Origin of the sequence: Bartonella sp. AP19HLJMH, from assembly GCF_042196245.1 — a bacterium.
Classification (GTDB): domain Bacteria; phylum Pseudomonadota; class Alphaproteobacteria; order Rhizobiales; family Rhizobiaceae; genus Bartonella.
In genome coordinates this window covers 168,856-186,416 of the sequence record NZ_JBHIPX010000001.1, presented here as the reverse complement: position 1 = coordinate 186,416, position 17,561 = coordinate 168,856, and the positions used below count along the sequence as shown (strand labels likewise).

At 38.4% G+C, this 17,561-nt stretch carries 17 protein-coding genes; 9 read left to right on the top strand and 8 right to left on the bottom strand.

Annotated features, from left to right (window positions below):
- Positions 1-95: 95 nt before the first annotated feature.
- Positions 96-1,349 carry a CCA tRNA nucleotidyltransferase gene (locus ACFINR_RS00770; RefSeq protein WP_375612987.1) on the top strand — a complete coding sequence of 418 codons (1,254 nt, stop codon included), beginning with the start codon at positions 96-98 and terminating at the stop codon, positions 1,347-1,349.
- Positions 1,350-1,834: 485 nt separating this feature from the next.
- Here the strand turns inward: ACFINR_RS00770 and ACFINR_RS00765 are convergent, their stop codons facing one another.
- Positions 1,835-2,311 carry a tRNA (cytidine(34)-2'-O)-methyltransferase gene (locus tag ACFINR_RS00765; RefSeq protein WP_375612986.1) on the bottom strand — a complete coding sequence of 159 codons (477 nt, stop codon included), beginning with the start codon at positions 2,309-2,311 and terminating at the stop codon, positions 1,835-1,837.
- A 726-nt stretch (positions 2,312-3,037) separates the two neighbouring features.
- Here ACFINR_RS00765 and petA point away from each other — a divergent pair.
- The 4 genes from petA to ACFINR_RS00745 all read left to right on the top strand — a co-directional run bounded on the left by petA (position 3,038) and on the right by ACFINR_RS00745 (position 6,288).
- The gene (petA, locus tag ACFINR_RS00760; protein ID WP_375611173.1) at positions 3,038-3,586 is read left to right on the top strand and encodes a ubiquinol-cytochrome c reductase iron-sulfur subunit; all 549 of its coding nucleotides are present in this window, start codon (positions 3,038-3,040) and stop codon (positions 3,584-3,586) included.
- Between the two features lie 4 nt (positions 3,587-3,590).
- Positions 3,591-4,847, top strand: coding sequence for a cytochrome bc complex cytochrome b subunit (locus ACFINR_RS00755; protein WP_375612985.1), 1,257 nt, complete (start codon positions 3,591-3,593; stop codon positions 4,845-4,847).
- The gene (locus ACFINR_RS00750) at positions 4,841-5,737 is read left to right on the top strand and encodes a cytochrome c1 (RefSeq protein WP_375631636.1); all 897 of its coding nucleotides are present in this window, start codon (positions 4,841-4,843) and stop codon (positions 5,735-5,737) included. Before ACFINR_RS00755 ends, ACFINR_RS00750 begins: the two co-directional genes overlap by 7 nt.
- Positions 5,738-5,847: 110 nt before the next feature.
- Complete coding sequence (locus ACFINR_RS00745) at positions 5,848-6,288, top strand: PRC-barrel domain-containing protein (RefSeq protein ID WP_375611176.1); 441 nt, start codon at positions 5,848-5,850, stop codon at positions 6,286-6,288.
- 159 nt (positions 6,289-6,447) lie between these two features.
- Here the strand turns inward: ACFINR_RS00745 and ychF are convergent, their stop codons facing one another.
- Positions 6,448-7,551, bottom strand: a complete 1,104-nt coding sequence (ychF, locus tag ACFINR_RS00740; RefSeq protein WP_375652302.1) for a redox-regulated ATPase YchF — start codon at positions 7,549-7,551, stop codon at positions 6,448-6,450.
- Between the two features lie 265 nt (positions 7,552-7,816).
- Between ychF and ACFINR_RS00735 the strand changes: the two genes are divergently transcribed.
- Entirely contained in the window at positions 7,817-8,560 is a 744-nt protein-coding gene (locus tag ACFINR_RS00735; protein WP_375611178.1) for a L,D-transpeptidase, read from the top strand.
- 176 nt (positions 8,561-8,736) lie between these two features.
- Here the strand turns inward: ACFINR_RS00735 and pth are convergent, their stop codons facing one another.
- A complete protein-coding gene (pth, locus tag ACFINR_RS00730) occupies positions 8,737-9,363 on the bottom strand; it encodes an aminoacyl-tRNA hydrolase (protein WP_375620694.1) in 627 nt (208 codons plus the stop codon).
- 75 nt (positions 9,364-9,438) lie between these two features.
- The gene (locus ACFINR_RS00725) at positions 9,439-10,068 is read right to left on the bottom strand and encodes a 50S ribosomal protein L25/general stress protein Ctc (RefSeq protein ID WP_375611180.1); all 630 of its coding nucleotides are present in this window, start codon (positions 10,066-10,068) and stop codon (positions 9,439-9,441) included.
- Positions 10,069-10,360: 292 nt separating this feature from the next.
- Here ACFINR_RS00725 and ACFINR_RS00720 point away from each other — a divergent pair, with 292 nt between their 5' ends.
- On the top strand, positions 10,361-11,860 hold the full coding sequence (locus ACFINR_RS00720; protein WP_375611181.1) for a helicase HerA domain-containing protein: 1,500 nt from the start codon (positions 10,361-10,363) through the stop codon (positions 11,858-11,860).
- Here ACFINR_RS00720 and ACFINR_RS00715 read toward each other — a convergent pair.
- The 4 genes from ACFINR_RS00715 to lgt all read right to left on the bottom strand — a co-directional run bounded on the left by ACFINR_RS00715 (position 11,857) and on the right by lgt (position 16,088).
- Positions 11,857-12,789 (bottom strand): ribose-phosphate pyrophosphokinase, encoded by a 933-nt coding sequence (locus ACFINR_RS00715; RefSeq protein WP_375606345.1) that lies wholly within the window; start codon positions 12,787-12,789, stop codon positions 11,857-11,859. The two genes, ACFINR_RS00720 and ACFINR_RS00715, sit on opposite strands and share 4 nt — an antisense overlap.
- Positions 12,790-13,261: 472 nt before the next feature.
- The gene (pgeF, locus tag ACFINR_RS00710) at positions 13,262-14,053 is read right to left on the bottom strand and encodes a peptidoglycan editing factor PgeF (protein WP_375652301.1); all 792 of its coding nucleotides are present in this window, start codon (positions 14,051-14,053) and stop codon (positions 13,262-13,264) included.
- A 102-nt stretch (positions 14,054-14,155) separates the two neighbouring features.
- Complete coding sequence (locus ACFINR_RS00705; protein WP_375652300.1) at positions 14,156-15,235, bottom strand: class I SAM-dependent methyltransferase; 1,080 nt, start codon at positions 15,233-15,235, stop codon at positions 14,156-14,158.
- Positions 15,210-16,088, bottom strand: a complete 879-nt coding sequence (gene lgt / locus ACFINR_RS00700; RefSeq protein ID WP_375652299.1) for a prolipoprotein diacylglyceryl transferase — start codon at positions 16,086-16,088, stop codon at positions 15,210-15,212. Before lgt ends, ACFINR_RS00705 begins: the two co-directional genes overlap by 26 nt.
- A 304-nt stretch (positions 16,089-16,392) precedes the next feature.
- Between lgt and ACFINR_RS00695 the strand changes: the two genes are divergently transcribed.
- Both ACFINR_RS00695 and ACFINR_RS00690 read left to right on the top strand, forming a co-directional pair.
- Positions 16,393-16,638, top strand: coding sequence for an accessory factor UbiK family protein (locus ACFINR_RS00695; protein WP_273791228.1), 246 nt, complete (start codon positions 16,393-16,395; stop codon positions 16,636-16,638).
- A gap of 404 nt (positions 16,639-17,042) precedes the next feature.
- Complete coding sequence (locus ACFINR_RS00690; protein WP_273724125.1) at positions 17,043-17,543, top strand: YbjN domain-containing protein; 501 nt, start codon at positions 17,043-17,045, stop codon at positions 17,541-17,543.
- The last annotated feature ends 18 nt before the right edge of the window (positions 17,544-17,561 follow it).

Genomic DNA, 17,561 nt, shown 5'->3' with positions numbered 1-17,561 from the left:
GAATAGACGTGCTTTATAAGGGATGTCTTAAAAAATTTGTTTTATGAAGAGAGTTTTTTAAAGCAATGAAGACAACTTTTTTGAAAGGTTAAAGGGTGAATATAAGACAGAACTTCAAACAGGTTGCGTGGTTACAACAAAGTGATATCCAAACACTTCTTCGTGTTTTGTCTGTGGAGGGGGAAGAGGCGCGTATTGTAGGGGGAGCAGTGCGCAATCAACTGCTAGGGCAGCCTATTAGTGATATTGATATTGCAACAACCTGTTTGCCGCAACAGGTTATTGCACGTGTAGAAGAAGCAGGATTTAAAGCTATTCCTACAGGGATTGCTTTTGGTACAATAACAGTAGTTGCTCATTCATGTTCTTATGAGGTTACAACGCTTCGCTGCGATATTGAAACAGATGGTCGTCATGCAAAAGTGGCATTTGGTCGTGATTGGAAAAAAGATGCTGAACGACGAGATTTTACGATAAATGCGCTTTATTGTGATGCTGCTGGCAACCTTTATGATGATGTGGGAGGTTTGAGTGATATTGCTAGCCGAACAGTTCGTTTTATTGGGGTTGCAGAAGATCGTATTGGCGAAGATTATTTGCGTATTTTACGGTTTTTTCGCTTTTTTGCGTGGTATGGAGCAGGGCGACCTGATGTGCAAGGATTGAAGGCATGTGTTCGTTTAAAACACGGTTTAAAAAAACTTTCTTCTGAACGTATTTGGGCAGAAATGAAAAAGCTTCTTGCGGCGTTTGATCCAACGCGTGCTCTTTTATGGATGCGACAAAGCAGAATTTTGGCACTCATTTTTCCTGAAACAGAACGATGGGGTATTGATGCAATTCACGCATTGGTGAAGACAGAACAGGATCTTGGTTGGAAAGTTGATCCATTGTTACGGCTAGAAAGCCTTCTTCCTCCTGATCCCATGCGTCTTCATGAAATGGCACAGCGCTTGCGTTTTTCTCTTAAAGAAACAACGCGATTAAAAGAATGGGCAGAGTTAGAAATAATAAACCAAAACTGTTCTGATCATTTTGTGCAAAAACTGATTTATTTTCATGGACGACAGCCAGTTTTAGATCAATTATCGTTGTCTGTCGCTGCATCACATCTTGATCATCTGGAAAAAAGTGATGCTTTGCAAAAAGCAGAGGGTTATGTCAAGCTTTATCAATTTGCCCAAAAATGGCAAATTCCAACTTTTCCTATTAATGGTAACGATTTAATAAAGAAAGGTTTTACAAAAGGTGTACTTTTAGGAAAAAAGCTTAAAGAGCTAGAAATGATATGGATTGAAAGCGGATTTTTAATGGATCGTCATGCACTATTAGAAAAAATTGATTTATAATATTTCTGTTTATAAACTCACTGTTGTTTATATTTTTTAAGTCAACATATTAATTTATAATAATCATTATTCATGTGAAATAAGAGTTCACAATATTGTAAGGTTATTTCAAACCTGTTCATATTACATCAATCAAAGTTATTGCCTTACACGTCACAAGTGAGGAAAAATGATTACAGAGAGGAAAAATGTCTCTTATGAATCATCTCAAAGATAAGGATTCTCGAAAATGAGAACGAATAAAGAGAATAGTGGTAGCGGTTTGCACCTTGTATGACCATAAAGAGGGGGATGTTCACTGGATTTTTACTATGAGGAGTATTTAATCATTCATAGGTGGTGATATGAGGTGATATGAAATGGATGTGATGGGCACTAAGAAATGTTTATTTTACCAGCACTTAATTGTTGGAAAATGATAGGCATTATACGCTCTAACTGTTCTTTATATGTTGTATTATTGTTTTTCGTGATAATTTATGTTTTTATAGATTACAGTTTCTTTCATGATAACCAATTTGGCGTAATGCTTCTCCAGTTGTTATGGCTACGCTCATGGCGAGATTTAGAGAGCGTGCCTGTGGTTGCATGGGAATTTTTAATGTGTAATCGGCCGCTTCATGAACATAATCGGGAACGCCAGCTGTTTCACGACCAAAAAGTAAAACATCATTTCTTTGATAGCATATCTGCGTATAGCATGTTTTTGCTTTTGTACTTAAAAGCAACAGGCGGCGGTTAAAGTGTTTCATGGAGCTTATAAAATGTTGCCAATCAATGTGTCGTTCTAAGGAAGCATATTCGAGATAATCCAATCCTGCGCGTTTGAGATTACGATCCGACAGATTAAAGCCTGCAGGTTCAATAATGTGCACATGTAAACCAAAGCAAGCGCTAAGACGTAAAATCGTTCCAGTATTACCAGCAATATCAGGTTGGAAAAGAGCTATATGAAGTGTCATGTTCTCTGTAATATGATTTTTCTTTCGACTTTGTAAAGAAGCACCACAATTTATTCGAAAAATATGCTTTGAGAAATACATGTTTTTTACGGTTCATTTTTATTCCCTTTAAATTTCAGGGAAAAAGTTATGTATACAGGTCTGTTTGGGATCAGAGAGAAGCTCCCTATTAGGGACTTCCTTTTATTGAGCAATCCATGAAATGACTTGGCTCATTATGTTGAAAAGTGGGATATTTAATGAGGTTAGATCATCAATTTTAATTAAAATCAACAAAATATGCTTTTTATGCAAAAACAGAAGCGAAAAAAATACTCATGCAACCAGTTGGAATTGAGGGAGGGAGAGATGCTGTAAATGTGTTAAAGAAATAACCGATAAGCTCAACTTGTTTACTGAGATATGGTCATAACAAGACTATGTTTCTTTCTTTAGAAGTGTTTATTTACATGCTATCTCTGATTTTCACGGGCGGGGGAGTAATTTTGATTGATTAATATGAATAGGTTTGAAATGAAAAAACCTTACGGTGTTTAGGGATTTCATTCACTCTGTAAAACGATGAATTATCATTATAAAACAGTTTTTTGTATAAACCATACAAATGGCAGGAGTTTTTTACGGGGATGTTTTTATGGTTGAGGTAACGGAGTGATCAAGCATTGTACAATGGGAGAGGGTATGGTAAAAGAATGTTTTAGCAAAGTGTCTCTTTAAGTTAAGGCCATGGGTGAGCAAACGAGGCGGGATTTTCTGTTTTTGGTAACAGCTGTTGCAGGAGCAGTTGGAATGGGAGCGGTTGTGTGGCCTTTTATCCGTCAGTTGCGTCCAGATGAAGCTGTTTTGGCATCTTCCTCTGTTGAGGTTGATCTTTCTGGTATTGAAGAGGGGATGTCAGTAACGGTAAAGTGGCGAGGACAGCCTGTTGTTATTCGAAATCGTACGGCAAAAGAAATTGCTGATGCGCGCGCTACTGAATTGAGACTTCTAAAAGATCGTCAAGCGCGCAATCCTAATCTTGAAGGTGAAAAAGAAGCGACGGATTTTGCACGTTCAGCAGGTAAAGGACGTGAAAATTGGCTTATTGTTATTAATCTTTGTACGCATTTAGGCTGTATAACACTTGGGCAATCTGGGAAATTTGGAGGGTGGTTGTGTCCATGTCATGGGTCTGTTTATGATACAGCTGGAAGAGTGCGGTCGGGTCCAGCTAACTATAATTTGGCTATTCCTCCTTACCAATTTCTTTCTGATACTTTGCTCAAAATAGGATAAGGTTATGACAAGGTTTTCTCCTTATTGTCCTAAAAATGCACTTGCCCGTTGGTTTGATAAGCGTTTTCCTCTTCCTCGTTTTTTTTATAATGCATTTGTGATTTTTCCTGTTCCGCGTAATCTTAATTACTTTTATACATTTGGCGGTATTTTGACCATTATGCTTGTGTCACAGCTTTTGACTGGTATTGTCTTGGCTATGCATTATGTTCCGGATATTCATTTGGCTTTTGAAACCAGTGAACGATTTCGGCGTGAAGGGCAGTTTGGTTGGCTTTTTCGTCCATGGCATTGTGTAGGCTCTTCGTTTTTTTTTATTGCTGTTTATATCCATTTGGCACGTGGACTTTATTATGGTTCTTATAAAAATATGCGAGAAATGGTATGGGTTACAGGTATTTTTATTTATATCATCATGATGGCAATAGCATTTTTTGGTTATGTGCTTGTTTGGGGGATGATGTCTATTTCAGCGGCTTCAGTGATTGCAGGGCTTTTAAAAACGATACCTTTGGTGGGGACATGGTTGCATGAGACACTTCTGGGTGGTTATGTCGTAGGACAACCAACGTTGAATCGTTTTTATGTTTTCCATTATGTTTTATCATTTATTTTGCTTCTTTTTGTGGGGCTGCATATTTGGGCAATTCATTGTGTTGGGCAAGGCAATCCAACGGGTCTTGCTATACAATCAGATAAGGAAACAGTTCCATTTTCGCCTTATGCGCTTATCAAAGATATTTTTGCTATTACTGTTTTTCTCATCTTCTTTGCCTGGTTTTTGTTTTATATGCCCGATTATATGGGGCAGGCTGAAAATTATAGTGTGGCAGATCCTTTAAAGGCACCTCTTCGTGTGGTTCCAGAATGGTATTTTTTGCCTTTTTATGCGATGCTTCGTGCTATAACTTTTGATATCGGTATTTTCTCTTCAAACTTTGTTGGCTTTGTTTTATTCGTCAGTTCGATTTGCATTTTAATTTTTGTGCCATGGTTAGACCGCTCTAAAATATGTTCAGCAAGATATCGACCTGTTTATAAAATTTTCTTTTGGGCGTTGGTTATTGATGTCGTTTTTCTTGGTTGGTTGGGGTCAAGAGAAATAAGTGACAAAATTCTTTTATGGACACAATTGGCTACGGTTTATTATTTTATATTTTTTTTGGTTATTTTGCCGATTTTGCCAGCGTTTGAAAAAAATTGTTCTCTTCCTTCTTCAATTATGCAAGATTTAAAACAGAAAAAAAAGAGACTATGGTAAATGTTTTTGTCGGGCTGGTTGTTATTGTTGCTATGAGTTTTTCTGCTCAGAGTTTAGCGAGTGATGCCTCTGATCAGGAAGAAGGATTTATTTCTTTTCCTTTACAGGTTCCTAAAAAACAAGAATGGAGTTTTTCAGGTCCATTTGGGCTTTATGATAAGGCGCAATTGAGGCGCGGATTAAAGGTTTATAGACAAGTTTGTTCCAGCTGCCATGGGCTAAAATATGTGGCTTTTCGCAATTTAAAAGATCTTGGGTATGATCAAGAACAGATCAAAGCTTTGGCGGGGCAATATGAAGTGCGCGATGGTCCTAATCGAGAAGGAAAATTTTTTAAACGTGCTGGGGTTGCAACGGATTATTTTCCTTCTCCCTTTTCACATGAAGAAGAAGCAAGATTTATTTTGAATAGTGCTTATCCTCCAGATTTGACATTGATAGCACGTGCACGTGGGGTATCTTTGCCGTTTCCTGCTTTAATTACTGATGCATTGACTCATTATGATACAGCTGGTCCAGATTATATTACAGCTCTTTTAACAGGATATCAGAAGGCACCGAAGGAGATAAAAATTGCGAATGGTTATTGGTATAATCCTTATTTTATTGCCGGTAATTCTTTAACTATGGCTCCTCCTTTGAGTGATGGTATGGTTGCTTATGAAGATGGAACCCCAGAAATCATTGAACATTATGCGCGCGATGTTTCTGCTTTTTTGATGTGGGCTGCCGATCCTCATATGGAAATTCGTAAAAAAACCGGTTTTCGTGTTATTTTATTTTTAATCATTTTTGCAGGGTTTGTTTATATTTTAAAAAATCGTATTTGGTGTGGTTTAGAAGAAGAATTAGAGAAAGAAATAAAAGACGAAATAAAGAGAAAAGGGTAAAGCGATAAGGCTCAAAAGAGTATAGAGTATAAAGAGCATAAGGAACAAATCTTTTTATGATGCATTGAGGTTTTATAAAGTAAAAGCAAAGTAAAAATGGAGATGTTAAAATGAAAAAAATTGCATGTACTACTCTTATGTCAATTTTGATGGTTTCTAGTACTTATGCTCAGTCTTTTGAAGTGCCTTCAAAACCTGAAATGATCTCTTCGACGGGTATTGTACAGGTGGGGATAGATAAGTCTGTGCGTTATGTGACACCTTTAGCAACGGATTTTGTTGCTTCCAGTCTTATAGGCGCCAATGTATATAATATAGAAGATGAAAATATTGGTGAAGTAAAAGATATTATTTTACGTGAAAATAATATTGCAGGATTTGTTATTGCTGTTGGTGGTTTTCTTGGCATAGGCGAGAGTTATGTGGTCGTTTCTCCAGAAACAATCCAGATGACAAATGATTATGGTAAATGGAAACTTATTACAAATGCGACAAAAGATTCTTTAAAGAACGCTCCAACATTTAAATACGAAGGGCGTTGGACACGCTAATTTTATATTTCTATTCTTTAATGGACCAAGCTGTTGCTATCACAATCATATGCTAGCAACAGTTTTTTTGTTCTAAAAACTCTTGAGAATTTTTGCGACAAGATTCCAAGGAGCTATTACCAAAGTTTTCAAGATAAACTATTAAGACAGAGTGAAGATTTAAGTATTATGTTTAAATAACATGATATCGCCATCTTGCACAATGTATTCCTTTCCTTCATCGCGGGCTTTTCCTGCTTCCTTTGCACCGCTTTCTCCACCCAGAGCAATATAGTCATTATAGCTGATGGTTTGGGCACGAATGAAACCGCGCTCAAAATCTGAATGAATAATACCAGCTGCTTGGGGAGCTTTTGTACCACGCGTAATTGTCCATGCTCGTGTTTCCTTAGGCCCACAGGTGAAGTAAGTAATGAGATCAAGTAAACGGTAACCAGCGCGAATGAGGCGATTGAGACTCGGTTCAAAGAGTCCTAGCGCATTGAGATATTCTGATGCTTCAGCATCACTCAGTTGTGTAATTTCCGCTTCGATAGAAGCAGAAATGATAATGCTTTGCGCATTTTGCTCTGTTGCCATTTTTTCAACTGTTTGGGTAAAGCTATTTCCACGAGCGGCGTCATTTTCGCTTACATTACAAACATAAAGTACAGGCTTGGAGGTTAAAAGATTCAAACTCTTAAGAATGTGGTGTTCATCGGAAGAAATATCTTTGAGTAATAACCGGACAGGGGTTCCCTGTTGCAGTATGTTTAATGCTTTTTCCATAATAGGTAAAATTGTGAGAGCTTCTTTGTCTTTTCCGGTTGCTCGTTTACGGATTTGTATGATTCGTCTCTCAAGACTTTCAAGATCCGCAAGCATGAGTTCGGTTTCAACCGTTGTCGCATCACAAACAGGATCAATACGTCCCTCTACATGGGTAATATCTTCATTTTGAAAACAGCGTAAAACGTGGACAATAGCATCGACTTCGCGAATATTGGCTAAAAACTTGTTTCCTAAACCTTCGCCTTTTGAAGCTCCTCGCACAAGTCCCGCAATATCGACGAAATTAATGCGTGTAGGAATCATTTCTTTTGAACCAGCGATTGATGCAATTTTTTCCATTCGTAAATCTGGAACAGCAACTTCTCCGGTATTGGGTTCAATGGTACAAAAAGGATAATTGGCAGCCTGTGCAGTGGCTGTTTTTGTTAATGCATTAAAAAGAGTTGATTTCCCGACATTAGGTAATCCGACAATACCGCATTTAAAGCCCATGAGAGTCTTTCTTTTCTATTAATTTTATGGTCAAGATAAAGCTTCCTTTTTATAGCATATTTTCAGAAGAGTTATAGTCCTGGTCTTGCGATAAGTGAGAAAAAAGTCTAAAGTAATAGGTATCTACTTTTTTACCTTAGTTCTTCTTACCTTATTGTTCTCCTTAGTTACAAGGATAAGAAAACTTCGAATTAATGTTAATATTGTGCTAAGTTTTTCATGGTATGCAAATCTGCATAAATAATTAATCGGAGAAAATAGAAGAGTGTTATCTCGTTGTGCCTTTTTAATTGCAGCACTTTTGGCTTTGGCTGGATGTGCTACACGTCAGTCAGATATGTCATCGGTACCTTTTCAACAAGTTCGATACATTCCACCAGAAATACAGGCTTTGTATGGTCCTGTAACGAATGAGACCTATTCGTTACCTGCTGTTGATCTTGCGACAATTGATCCAAAATATTGGCGACAAGAGGTGATTTATTATACATCTTATGCGCCTGGAACATTGGTTATAGATACGCAAGAGTGTTTTCTTTACCTTATTGGTGAAAATGGAAAAGCTTTGCGTTATGGGATTGGTGTCGGTAAAGAAGGCCTAGCATTTGAAGGTGAGGGGGTTATACAGCGCAAGCGTCGGTGGCCAAATTGGGCTCCTACTGCAGCTATGATGGCTCGAGAACCAGAACGTTATGGTCATCTTGGGAAAGGAATGCCACCAGGGCCCGATAATCCATTAGGTGCGCGGGCACTTTATTTGTTCAAAAATGGGAAAGATACACTTTTCCGTATTCATGGCTCACACGAATCGTGGTCAATTGGGCGTGCTATTTCAAGTGGGTGTATCCGTTTGCTTAATCAAGATATTATCGATCTTTATGATCGTGTTCCCATTGGTTCGCGTGTTGTGGTATTGCAAAACAATAGGAGTATTCCTACAGTTTATAGTCAACAATCAAATGGTTACGATCCGCTACAGTCGACCATTCAGCCAAATGATTTTTTTTAATTTAGGGGAGAAGATTGGAGAGAGCTGTGTTTGCTGTTCAATCTTCTCTTTCTCTCAAAAGAGAATATAAGCCTTTCTTTTTCAAAGATGTATACAAGCTTGTATTCTGTTCTATTTTCTAGCTTCTCACGTTGCCAACAGATTTTGCCTTTGAGAAAGTTTATAAGAGGATTTTTTTAAGAGTTCTTATCCATATTCTTCACGCGACTGGGACACGCAAGCCAATGGTTCTGATTGTGTTTTATCGTTTGTGAAACTTCATTCATAAAGAGGGATTTATCATCTTTTATAAGGAGAGCGATATTTTTTGCAATTGTCTCTAAGAGAGGGGATAACCATTCTTGATCAGATTTGGTAAAATTTCCCAGGACATGCTGATGAACAAGTTCTTTGCTTCCAGGATGACCAATTCCTATGCGTATACGACAATAGTCAGTACCACAATGGGCATCAATAGACTTAATGCCATTATGCCCATTATGTCCTCCACCAATTTTTATACGAACTTTCCCCGGTGACAGGTCTAGTTCATCATAAATGATGATCAAATTCTTTAAATCTAATTTATAAAATCGCAAAGCTTCACCGATAGCTTGACCAGAAAGATTCATGAAAGTTTGTGGTTTTATAAGAAAAATTTTCTCATTATTTATGAAACCATTGGAGATTTCTGCTTGAAACTTCTTTGACCATGGAGAAAAAGAGAAGGACTGATAAATGGCATCAACAGCCATAAAACCGATATTATGGCGGTTATTTTGATATTGTAAACCAGGATTGCCAAGACCAGCAATAAGCCACATGTGTATCTTCAGTCAAAGTATGAGTAAGGGTAATGTCTCATAGATTAAGGCGGAAAAATTCCCGCCTTTTGAGTTTTATGAAGTTTGTGTGTCTTCTTCATCATTTTCTTGTTCAGAAGTTTCATCGCTGACATCCATGCCAGCAGGAGCTGCAATGGTTGCAATGGTAAAGTCTCGATCTTGGATGATGGGAGTCACATCTTTTGGCAGTTGCACTGCTGAAATGTGAATAGAATCACCAATAGAGTAGCTGGAGAGATCAATTTCAATAGCTTCAGGAATAGCACTTGCTGGAGCTGTACATTCAATTTCGTGCCGAACAATATTGAGGACACCACCCTTTTTAAGTCCAGGTGCCGTATCTTCATTGAGGAAGTGGACAGGAATATTCACTTCTACAACCGATTTTGCTGAAATGCGCAAAAAGTCTACATGGAGGGGAAAGTCACGCACGGGATCTAATTGATAATCTTTTGGCAAAACCATAATTTTTTGCTTGTCAAGAATAATCGTTGCAATGGTGGTGCGAAAACCACCAGCATGAATTTTGTAGAAAATTTCTTTATAGGGAACTGTTATTGCCAAAGGTGGTTGTTTTTCACCATAAATGACAGCAGGAATAAGACCGTTGCGGCGAAGTTCACGGGAGGACCCCTTACCAACCCGCTCGCGTTTTTCGGCCTTAAGAGTGTAGCTTTTGCTCATAATTTAAGTCCTTTTTACATGATTGGAGATCCTTCAAAAACAGTAATAGTTTTTGCATGGATATGAAGATATGCGCTAACCAACAGCGATCACTCCATTCTACGTTGCCTCCAAGGGTGTCTACGCAGAAGTTTGTTCTATAGTTCAAACTATTCATAGATGCAAGAGTTGTGGGAAAAATCGATGATTTCTACCGTTAAAAAGGAGGAAATGTTACAAATTACGGTGTGGATGGAGAATCAACCAATATGTGCTGGCACTGATATGTTCAAAATCAAACACTGGAGATGTTATGAAGGTTGAGATTGCCTTGGGTGAGATGTCAGAAAGTCGTGCTTTGCATAAATCGATGCCAGCACTTCTTGATTTGGAAGAATTATTGGCGACACGTCTTCTTGTACAAGGTAATTCTGGTTCAGGGAAATCACATCTTTTACGCCGTCTTCTGGAGCAAAGTGCTAAGTGGGTGCAGCATTGTGTAATTGATCCAGAAGGCGATTTTGTAACTTTGGCAGATAAATTTGGTCATGTTATTGTAGAGGCTCAACGTAGTGAATTAGAGTTGACTCGTATTGCCCATCGCATTCGACAACATCGGGTTTCGGTGGTATTTAATCTTGAAGGCTTGGATACTGAACAACAGATGCGTGCTGTTGGGGCTTTTCTTGGGGCACTGTTTGATGTGGAACGTGATTATTGGTATCCTATGCTTGTCGTTGTCGATGAAGCACAATTGTTTGCTCCAACTGCGGCAGGAGAAGTTTCTGATGAAGCACGTAAGATTTCTCTTAGTGCTATGACCAATCTTATGTGTCGAGGACGTAAACGTGGTCTTGCTGGTGTTATTGCGACACAACGTTTGGCTAAGCTTGCCAAAAATGTTGCTGCTGAAGCTTCAAATTTTTTAATAGGGCGGACTTTTTTAGATATTGATATGGTGCGTGCTGCTGATCTCTTAGGAATGGAGCGTCGCCAAGCGGAAATGTTTAGAGATCTTGAACGGGGAAATTTTATAGCTTTAGGCCCTGCTTTATCACGACGTCCCTTACCAATCATTATCGGTTCTGTTGAAACTTTGGCACGCTCTTCTAGCCCTAAATTAATGCCACTTCCAACAGAGCGGGATGATGTGCAAGAGCTCGTTTTTACTGCTTCACCAGAGGAAATTTTAACACCATTTAAACAAACACGAGAGCCGATGAGGGAAAAGTCAATGCACGAGATGTTAGAGGAGGTCGTGCATAAAAAACAAGAGTTGTTAGAAGAAAACCCAAGTTTATTTCCTGAACTTTCTGATGTTGAGCGTGACGGGCAAGCAGAACATATTATTCGGGAAATTCTTGAGGATTCTGAAGCTTTTTATCGTTCAACAGCGGTGCTTTATCAAGATTTTTCAGTTCGTTGTCGTATCCATGGTATGTCAAAGGTTCCTTTTAATCTTTCACAATTTCGGCGTAAATTGGCTATTGCTCAGGCTTTTGTTGATGAACAAACGGCTGTCAGTGAACATTGGAAACATATTTTGCAGATATCAGAAAGTTTGGAAGAAGATGTTCAAGGAGTCTTCTTGAACGTGGCACAGGCCGCATTAGGGGGAAAGCCTTGTCCATCTGATGCATTTTTAGCACGCCTTTATGGGACTCATTCTTTAAGCCGTGCACGCCGACTTTTAACCTACTTTGAAGAGCGTGGACTTATTGTTATTCACACGCATTTTAGTGGTCAACGTATTGTTGCCTTTCCTGATCTTGGTGTTGAAACAGCGCCGGGAGACCCCAAGGAACCACTTTAACCAAATAAGCTGGAAACCGATTGTTCTGCTGCTGTCCTTGCTATTGCTTCTCCCATAAGGTCGGCAATGGGCAAAACACGAATATTATGGGTTTTCTCAATAGCTTGTGTTGGCATAATTGAATCTGTAATAACCAATTCTTTCATCTCTGAATTGGCAATTCGCTCGATTGCATTACCAGAAAGAACACCGTGCGTGATATAAGCTGTGACACTATTGGCACCATGTTTAAGCAGAGCACTTGCTGCATTGCATAAAGTTCCACCTGAATCAACAATATCATCAAGCAAAAGGCAATCTTTTCCCGATACATCTCCAATGATATTCATAACTTCTGATTCACCGGGGCTTTCGCGACGTTTATCCACAATAGCGAGCAAACTGTTCAAGCGCTTGGCGAGCGCGCGCGCGCGCACCACACCACCCACATCAGGTGAAACAACGATAACATTTTCAAGAGAATAATGCACTTTGACATCGCGAGAAATGACAGGAACAGCATAGAGATTATCCGTAGGGATATCAAAAAAACCTTGAATTTGTCCTGCATGAAGGTCCAATGTTAAAACACGATGGGCCCCTGCTTCAGTAATGAGGTTGGCAACAAGTTTTGCAGAAATAGGAGTTCGTGGTCCTGGTTTTCTATCTTGGCGGGCATAGCCAAAATAGGGGATAACAGCTGTAATACGACGCGCAGAAGAACGACGAAGGGCATCAATCATGATGAGTAATTCCATCAAATGATCATTTGCGGGATAGGATGTAGATTGCAAAACAAAAACATCTTGTCCACGTACATTTTCATGCAGTTCTACGAAAATTTCTTGATCAGCAAAGCGCTTTACAGTTGCTTTGCCTAAGGGGATGTTCAAATAATTTGCAACATCTTCAGCTAGGCGTGGATTAGAATTTCCGCAGAAAAGTTTCATAGTAGAACCTCTGAATCATCATGGTGGGAATGCGACACGGTTTTTAATTTCTTTTTATTAAATTGCAAGAGAACAATTACAAAAGCCTTACAATTTTATCGATTATTATTAAAGAGCTATGCAGTATGTTTTCTCTTTTTCCAAAAGTTTATTACTTTTAGAGCAAAGTTTTTCTCCATGCGGCAAAGAAATACATATTGATTAAGCTTTTTGGTTATTACTTTATAAAAATACTTTCAATATGGGGAATGCTTCATATTTAAGATGAATGAAGGGGAGTAATAAAAAGAAGTATCATCTTGCCTTCAATCATTATAACCAAACATTGAAAATGAGCATAGCGAAGGCTATCATATTTTATGGGCTGCTAGATAATTTCGTGAAAAAAGCAAAGTACAATGGGATTTATTTTTACATTTGGGTAAAAAGTTTAGTTTTGCAGTTTTGGTATTGTTCTCAAGCATAAAGGGGCTCATCTTTTGTTTTTCAGCATAATAGCAGAAATCTGCCGTCCGTAATCGGGTTCGTTGCGGTGTATTGCACGGCGATAGGAGAAAAAACGCTGTTCATCTTGATAGGTACAAAGCTCTACACAAGAAGCATTAACACCTGCTTCTTTGAGTTGGTTTATAATAAATGCCCATAGATTAAAATAAAAGCGATTTATTTTGTCTGTTTTTAAAAAATATTTTTGGTATTTGCTGTGGTAATCAATAAATTGGTCGTAAAATTCATTTGTTACTTCATAGTGATAGGGGCCAATACAAGGTCCAAGGACTGCTGTTATTGATTGTCTTTTGGCTCCTTGTTTTTCCATAACAGCAATTGTTTTCTCGATAATTCCATTTAAGCTTCCGCGCCAGCCGGCATGAGTTGCAGCGATGACTCTAGCTTGTGGATCAGCAAACAGAATGGGTCCGCAATCTGCTGTAAGAACCCCAATAACGAGTTCTGGGGTGGTTGTAACCAGAGCATCAGCTTGAGGAGGTGCACCGATAGCTGCTTGATGAGCTACGACAACGTTACAGGAGTGTATTTGATTAACTGTGACTAAATTTTGCGCTTCAATAGAAAAATAATTGGCAATCAAAAGACGATTCTGTACAACATATTCAAGTTGATCATTTGAACCTTTCCCAACATTAAGACTATGATAAAGATTTTTTGAAACACCACCTTGACGTGTAAAAAATCCATGTTTTATTCCATGGGGGTGTAAAGTAGAAAGATTTTTTGCAAGAATGGGATGAGGGATAGATTTCATAAAAGTTCCTTATGGAGATTATTTAAAGTGAGGATGGAGATGTTCATATTTGTCAATGAATATTTCAGATAATGATGTGCTTATTGACAAAAGCGCCGATCATTAAAATTGGGGAGGTATGGAGATATTTTTATCACTGAAATGTAAAACTTTAAATAATTTTCCCATCTGATCTGGACTAGCGAGCCGTTCGATGTCTTGGCGGATTTTGTCTTGCAAAGGAGCACTTTTGCCAACTCCAAGCTGGTTTGCGCGCTCCAGTAGCCCCATTTTAAAAAGAAATTCTCCTTGCTCTAAGATTTCAGCAAAACAGCCCTGTTCAAGAGCTATGTTTTTTAAAAAAGAAAAATCAACATGGGATGTTAAATCATGTTCACCAGGGGCATCAAAAACATCACGAAATCTATGTTTTGAGAGTGCTTGCAGGGTATCGCCAAAGGCAAGCTCACAAGCACCATAGTCGATAAGTAAAGCAGAACCTGTCACTTGCACTAAATGGTGGCTGATTTGTTGCATGAATTGATGCCGTAAGGGGGCATGTTCAAAAATTGTTCCGTCAGGCACTTTAGAACAATAGGTTTGTAGACAAGAAGAGGGAAGTTTATGCGGGGCAGCAATAAAGATGAAATCTCCATTTTGATTGACTGTAATGCGGCGCTCTTTCCATTCTCCATTGACTTTAATATATTGGTTGATAGGGAGTGTATCGAGAAATTCATTAGCAATGAGGAAGAGAGGTTTTGAAGGAATTTGATTAAAATTTTCAATGCTATGGATTTGTTTTTGATAAGAGAAAAGGCGTTTTTTTTGTTCTTTTGCAAGTTTTTTGCTTATTTCGATCAGAAAAATTTCAGCAGCATTAAATGCCGTTTGAGAGAGCTTTTGGATAGTTCGCAAAATGTCATCCATCAAAGTTCCTCGTCCTGGACCTATTTCAGCGAGAATAAAAGGGTGAGGGCACCCTTGAGCTTTCCAGCTTGCAAGAGTCCAAATGCCAATCATCTCTCCAAATAATTGGCTTATTTCAGGTGCTGTAATGAAATCACCAGCATGTCCAAAAGGGGTTTGTGTGTGATAATAACCAAATTGGGGATCGGTGAGTGCCAACGTCATATATTGGCTAACAGTGATTGGTCCATTAAGGACAATAATTTCTTTAATTTTTTCTTTGAGATTGGCCATTTTCTGTCGATTTATATTTAAAGGCGTGGAGAAGAAGATAAAACCCTACAAGAAGCATGGGAAGAGATAAAGCCATGCCATAGGTAAAACCAGTAGAATGGAAAAGAGTCGAAAACCATTCTGGATCTTCTTGAGGCGCACGGTAAATTTCAGAAATGCTGCGTGTTACTGCGTAGCCTATAATAAATGTTCCTGATACAGTACCGGGACGTTTTAATGCTTTGAACCCAAAAATAAGAAGACACAGGATGATGAAGAGAAGAAATCCTTCCATAAATGCTTCGTAAAGCTGGCTTGGATGGCGCGGTAAATAGTAAGGATCGAGAGGAAAACAAACAGCCCAAGGACGTGTAGTAATATTACCCCATAATTCTTGGTTAATGAAGTTGCAGATTCGTACAATGCCGATACCAATAGGAGCACCTGCAGCAATGATATCAAACATGGCTCGTATGTTAATATGATTTTTACGGGCAAACCAGATCATAGCAATGATAATACCAATAAGTCCGCCATGAAAGGACATTCCCCCATCCCATACGGCAATAATAGCACTTGGATGATTAAAATAGTAAATGGGATCCCATACAAGAACTTGTCCTAAACGCCCTCCGACAACAACACTTATGGCAGACCAGACAACAAAATCTCCGATCTTTTCTTTATCCATAGGAGGGTGGCCTCTATACCATAGAGATGTTTTTTTTAATAATTTTTGCGCATACCACCAAGCAAAAAGAATACCCAGCACGTAACCAAGTCCATACCAATGAAGTGTTACGGGACCTAGCTGGATAATAACAGGATCAAGAAAAGACGGAAAAGCAATGGCTGGACAGGCGAGATTGTTCATGAATTAAGCATTTTACATTATACGAGATGAATATGAAGTGACTCTAATGATCAGAAATGACAGATGAATACACAATGGTCAAGTCAGTAGGGAGGCTAGTCAGAAAGGGGGGGAGATTTCCACTGATTTATCGTGGTAAAAATATGGTGATAAAAGGAATATTAAAAAATCTTAAACAAAATCATTACGAAAAATCTGCACAATATGTAAAATATAGAGTAAAAGGAACAAATTACAGTATCTAAATGTTATGAGAATACGCTATAATGCGTGCGTCAATAATTAAAATTTAAGGAAAAAGGTTATGCGTAATGGATCAAATCGTATTCTTGATGAATTAGCAAAATTAGCAACGGATGCTGCTGACGTTGCGCAAGGCATACGACGTGAAGCTGGAACAGCTTTTCGTGTGCAGGCTGAAAAGATAGCAAACAAACTTGATCTTGTTTCTCGCGAAGAGTTTGAGACTTTTAAGGAGATGGTGCTGAAAATCCATGCTGATAACGCTGATTTGAAAAGACGCCTTGATGATTTAAAAAAAGATGATTAAAAAAAACGCAGACATAAAAAAGTAAAATAGTTTTAAAAAAAGAATCTTCAAAAAAATATCCCCAATTTTTCAATATGATGCGTGAAACTAAAAAATGCTTAATCTTGAGTCTGTTAGAGCGGAGCATTTGTTTATTTTTGATTTTTTTTGGGGGTAAAGTACATTTTTTTGAATCAGGGGGGCTGGCGCTATGAAATTGTATCAATACACTGAAAAGACTTGATGATTCGTTTTATGACTATCAGGTTGCCCTAAACAGCGCGATTGTGTTCTGGGTGTTTGTGTACTGTCGATGTTTTTATGTGTATTTGTTTGGTGTAAAGGTTCTGATTGTAGCAAAATATTGTTACAGTTTAGACGGTTTATATTCTGTTGACAATGTTTTAAGATGATTGAGGATTGTGATGAGGCTTGCATTTTGCGCCACAGAAAGAAAAGAGCACCCTGTTGACTTTATCGAACAGATTGCCTGTGAATATGATTGGTCGTTTGAGCGGGATGCACAAGATGAAATTAGCGTTTGTGTGGAAGGAAAACGCGCAAACTATCGTCTTGCTTTTTCATGGATGGAAGAGCATGAAGCACTTCATTTAGCTTGTTCGTTTGATCTCTCTATTAAAAATGCTCGAACAGCTGAAATACAGCGCTTATTGCTAGCAATTAATGAAAAGTTGTTGTTGGGACATTTTGATTACTGGCAAAGGAATAATTCAGTCATTTATCGACAAGGTCTTCTTTTGGCTGGTGGGATGCATCCATCTCATATACAGGTTGAAACATTGTTGATACATGCACTTAAAGCTTGTGAAAGCCATTATGTTGCATTTCAGATGGTTGCTTTGTCGGGAGAAAGTGCTTACAAGGCACTGCAATACACTTTGTTTGAAACTGTAGGGAATGCCTAAAATATGCAGTCTGTTATT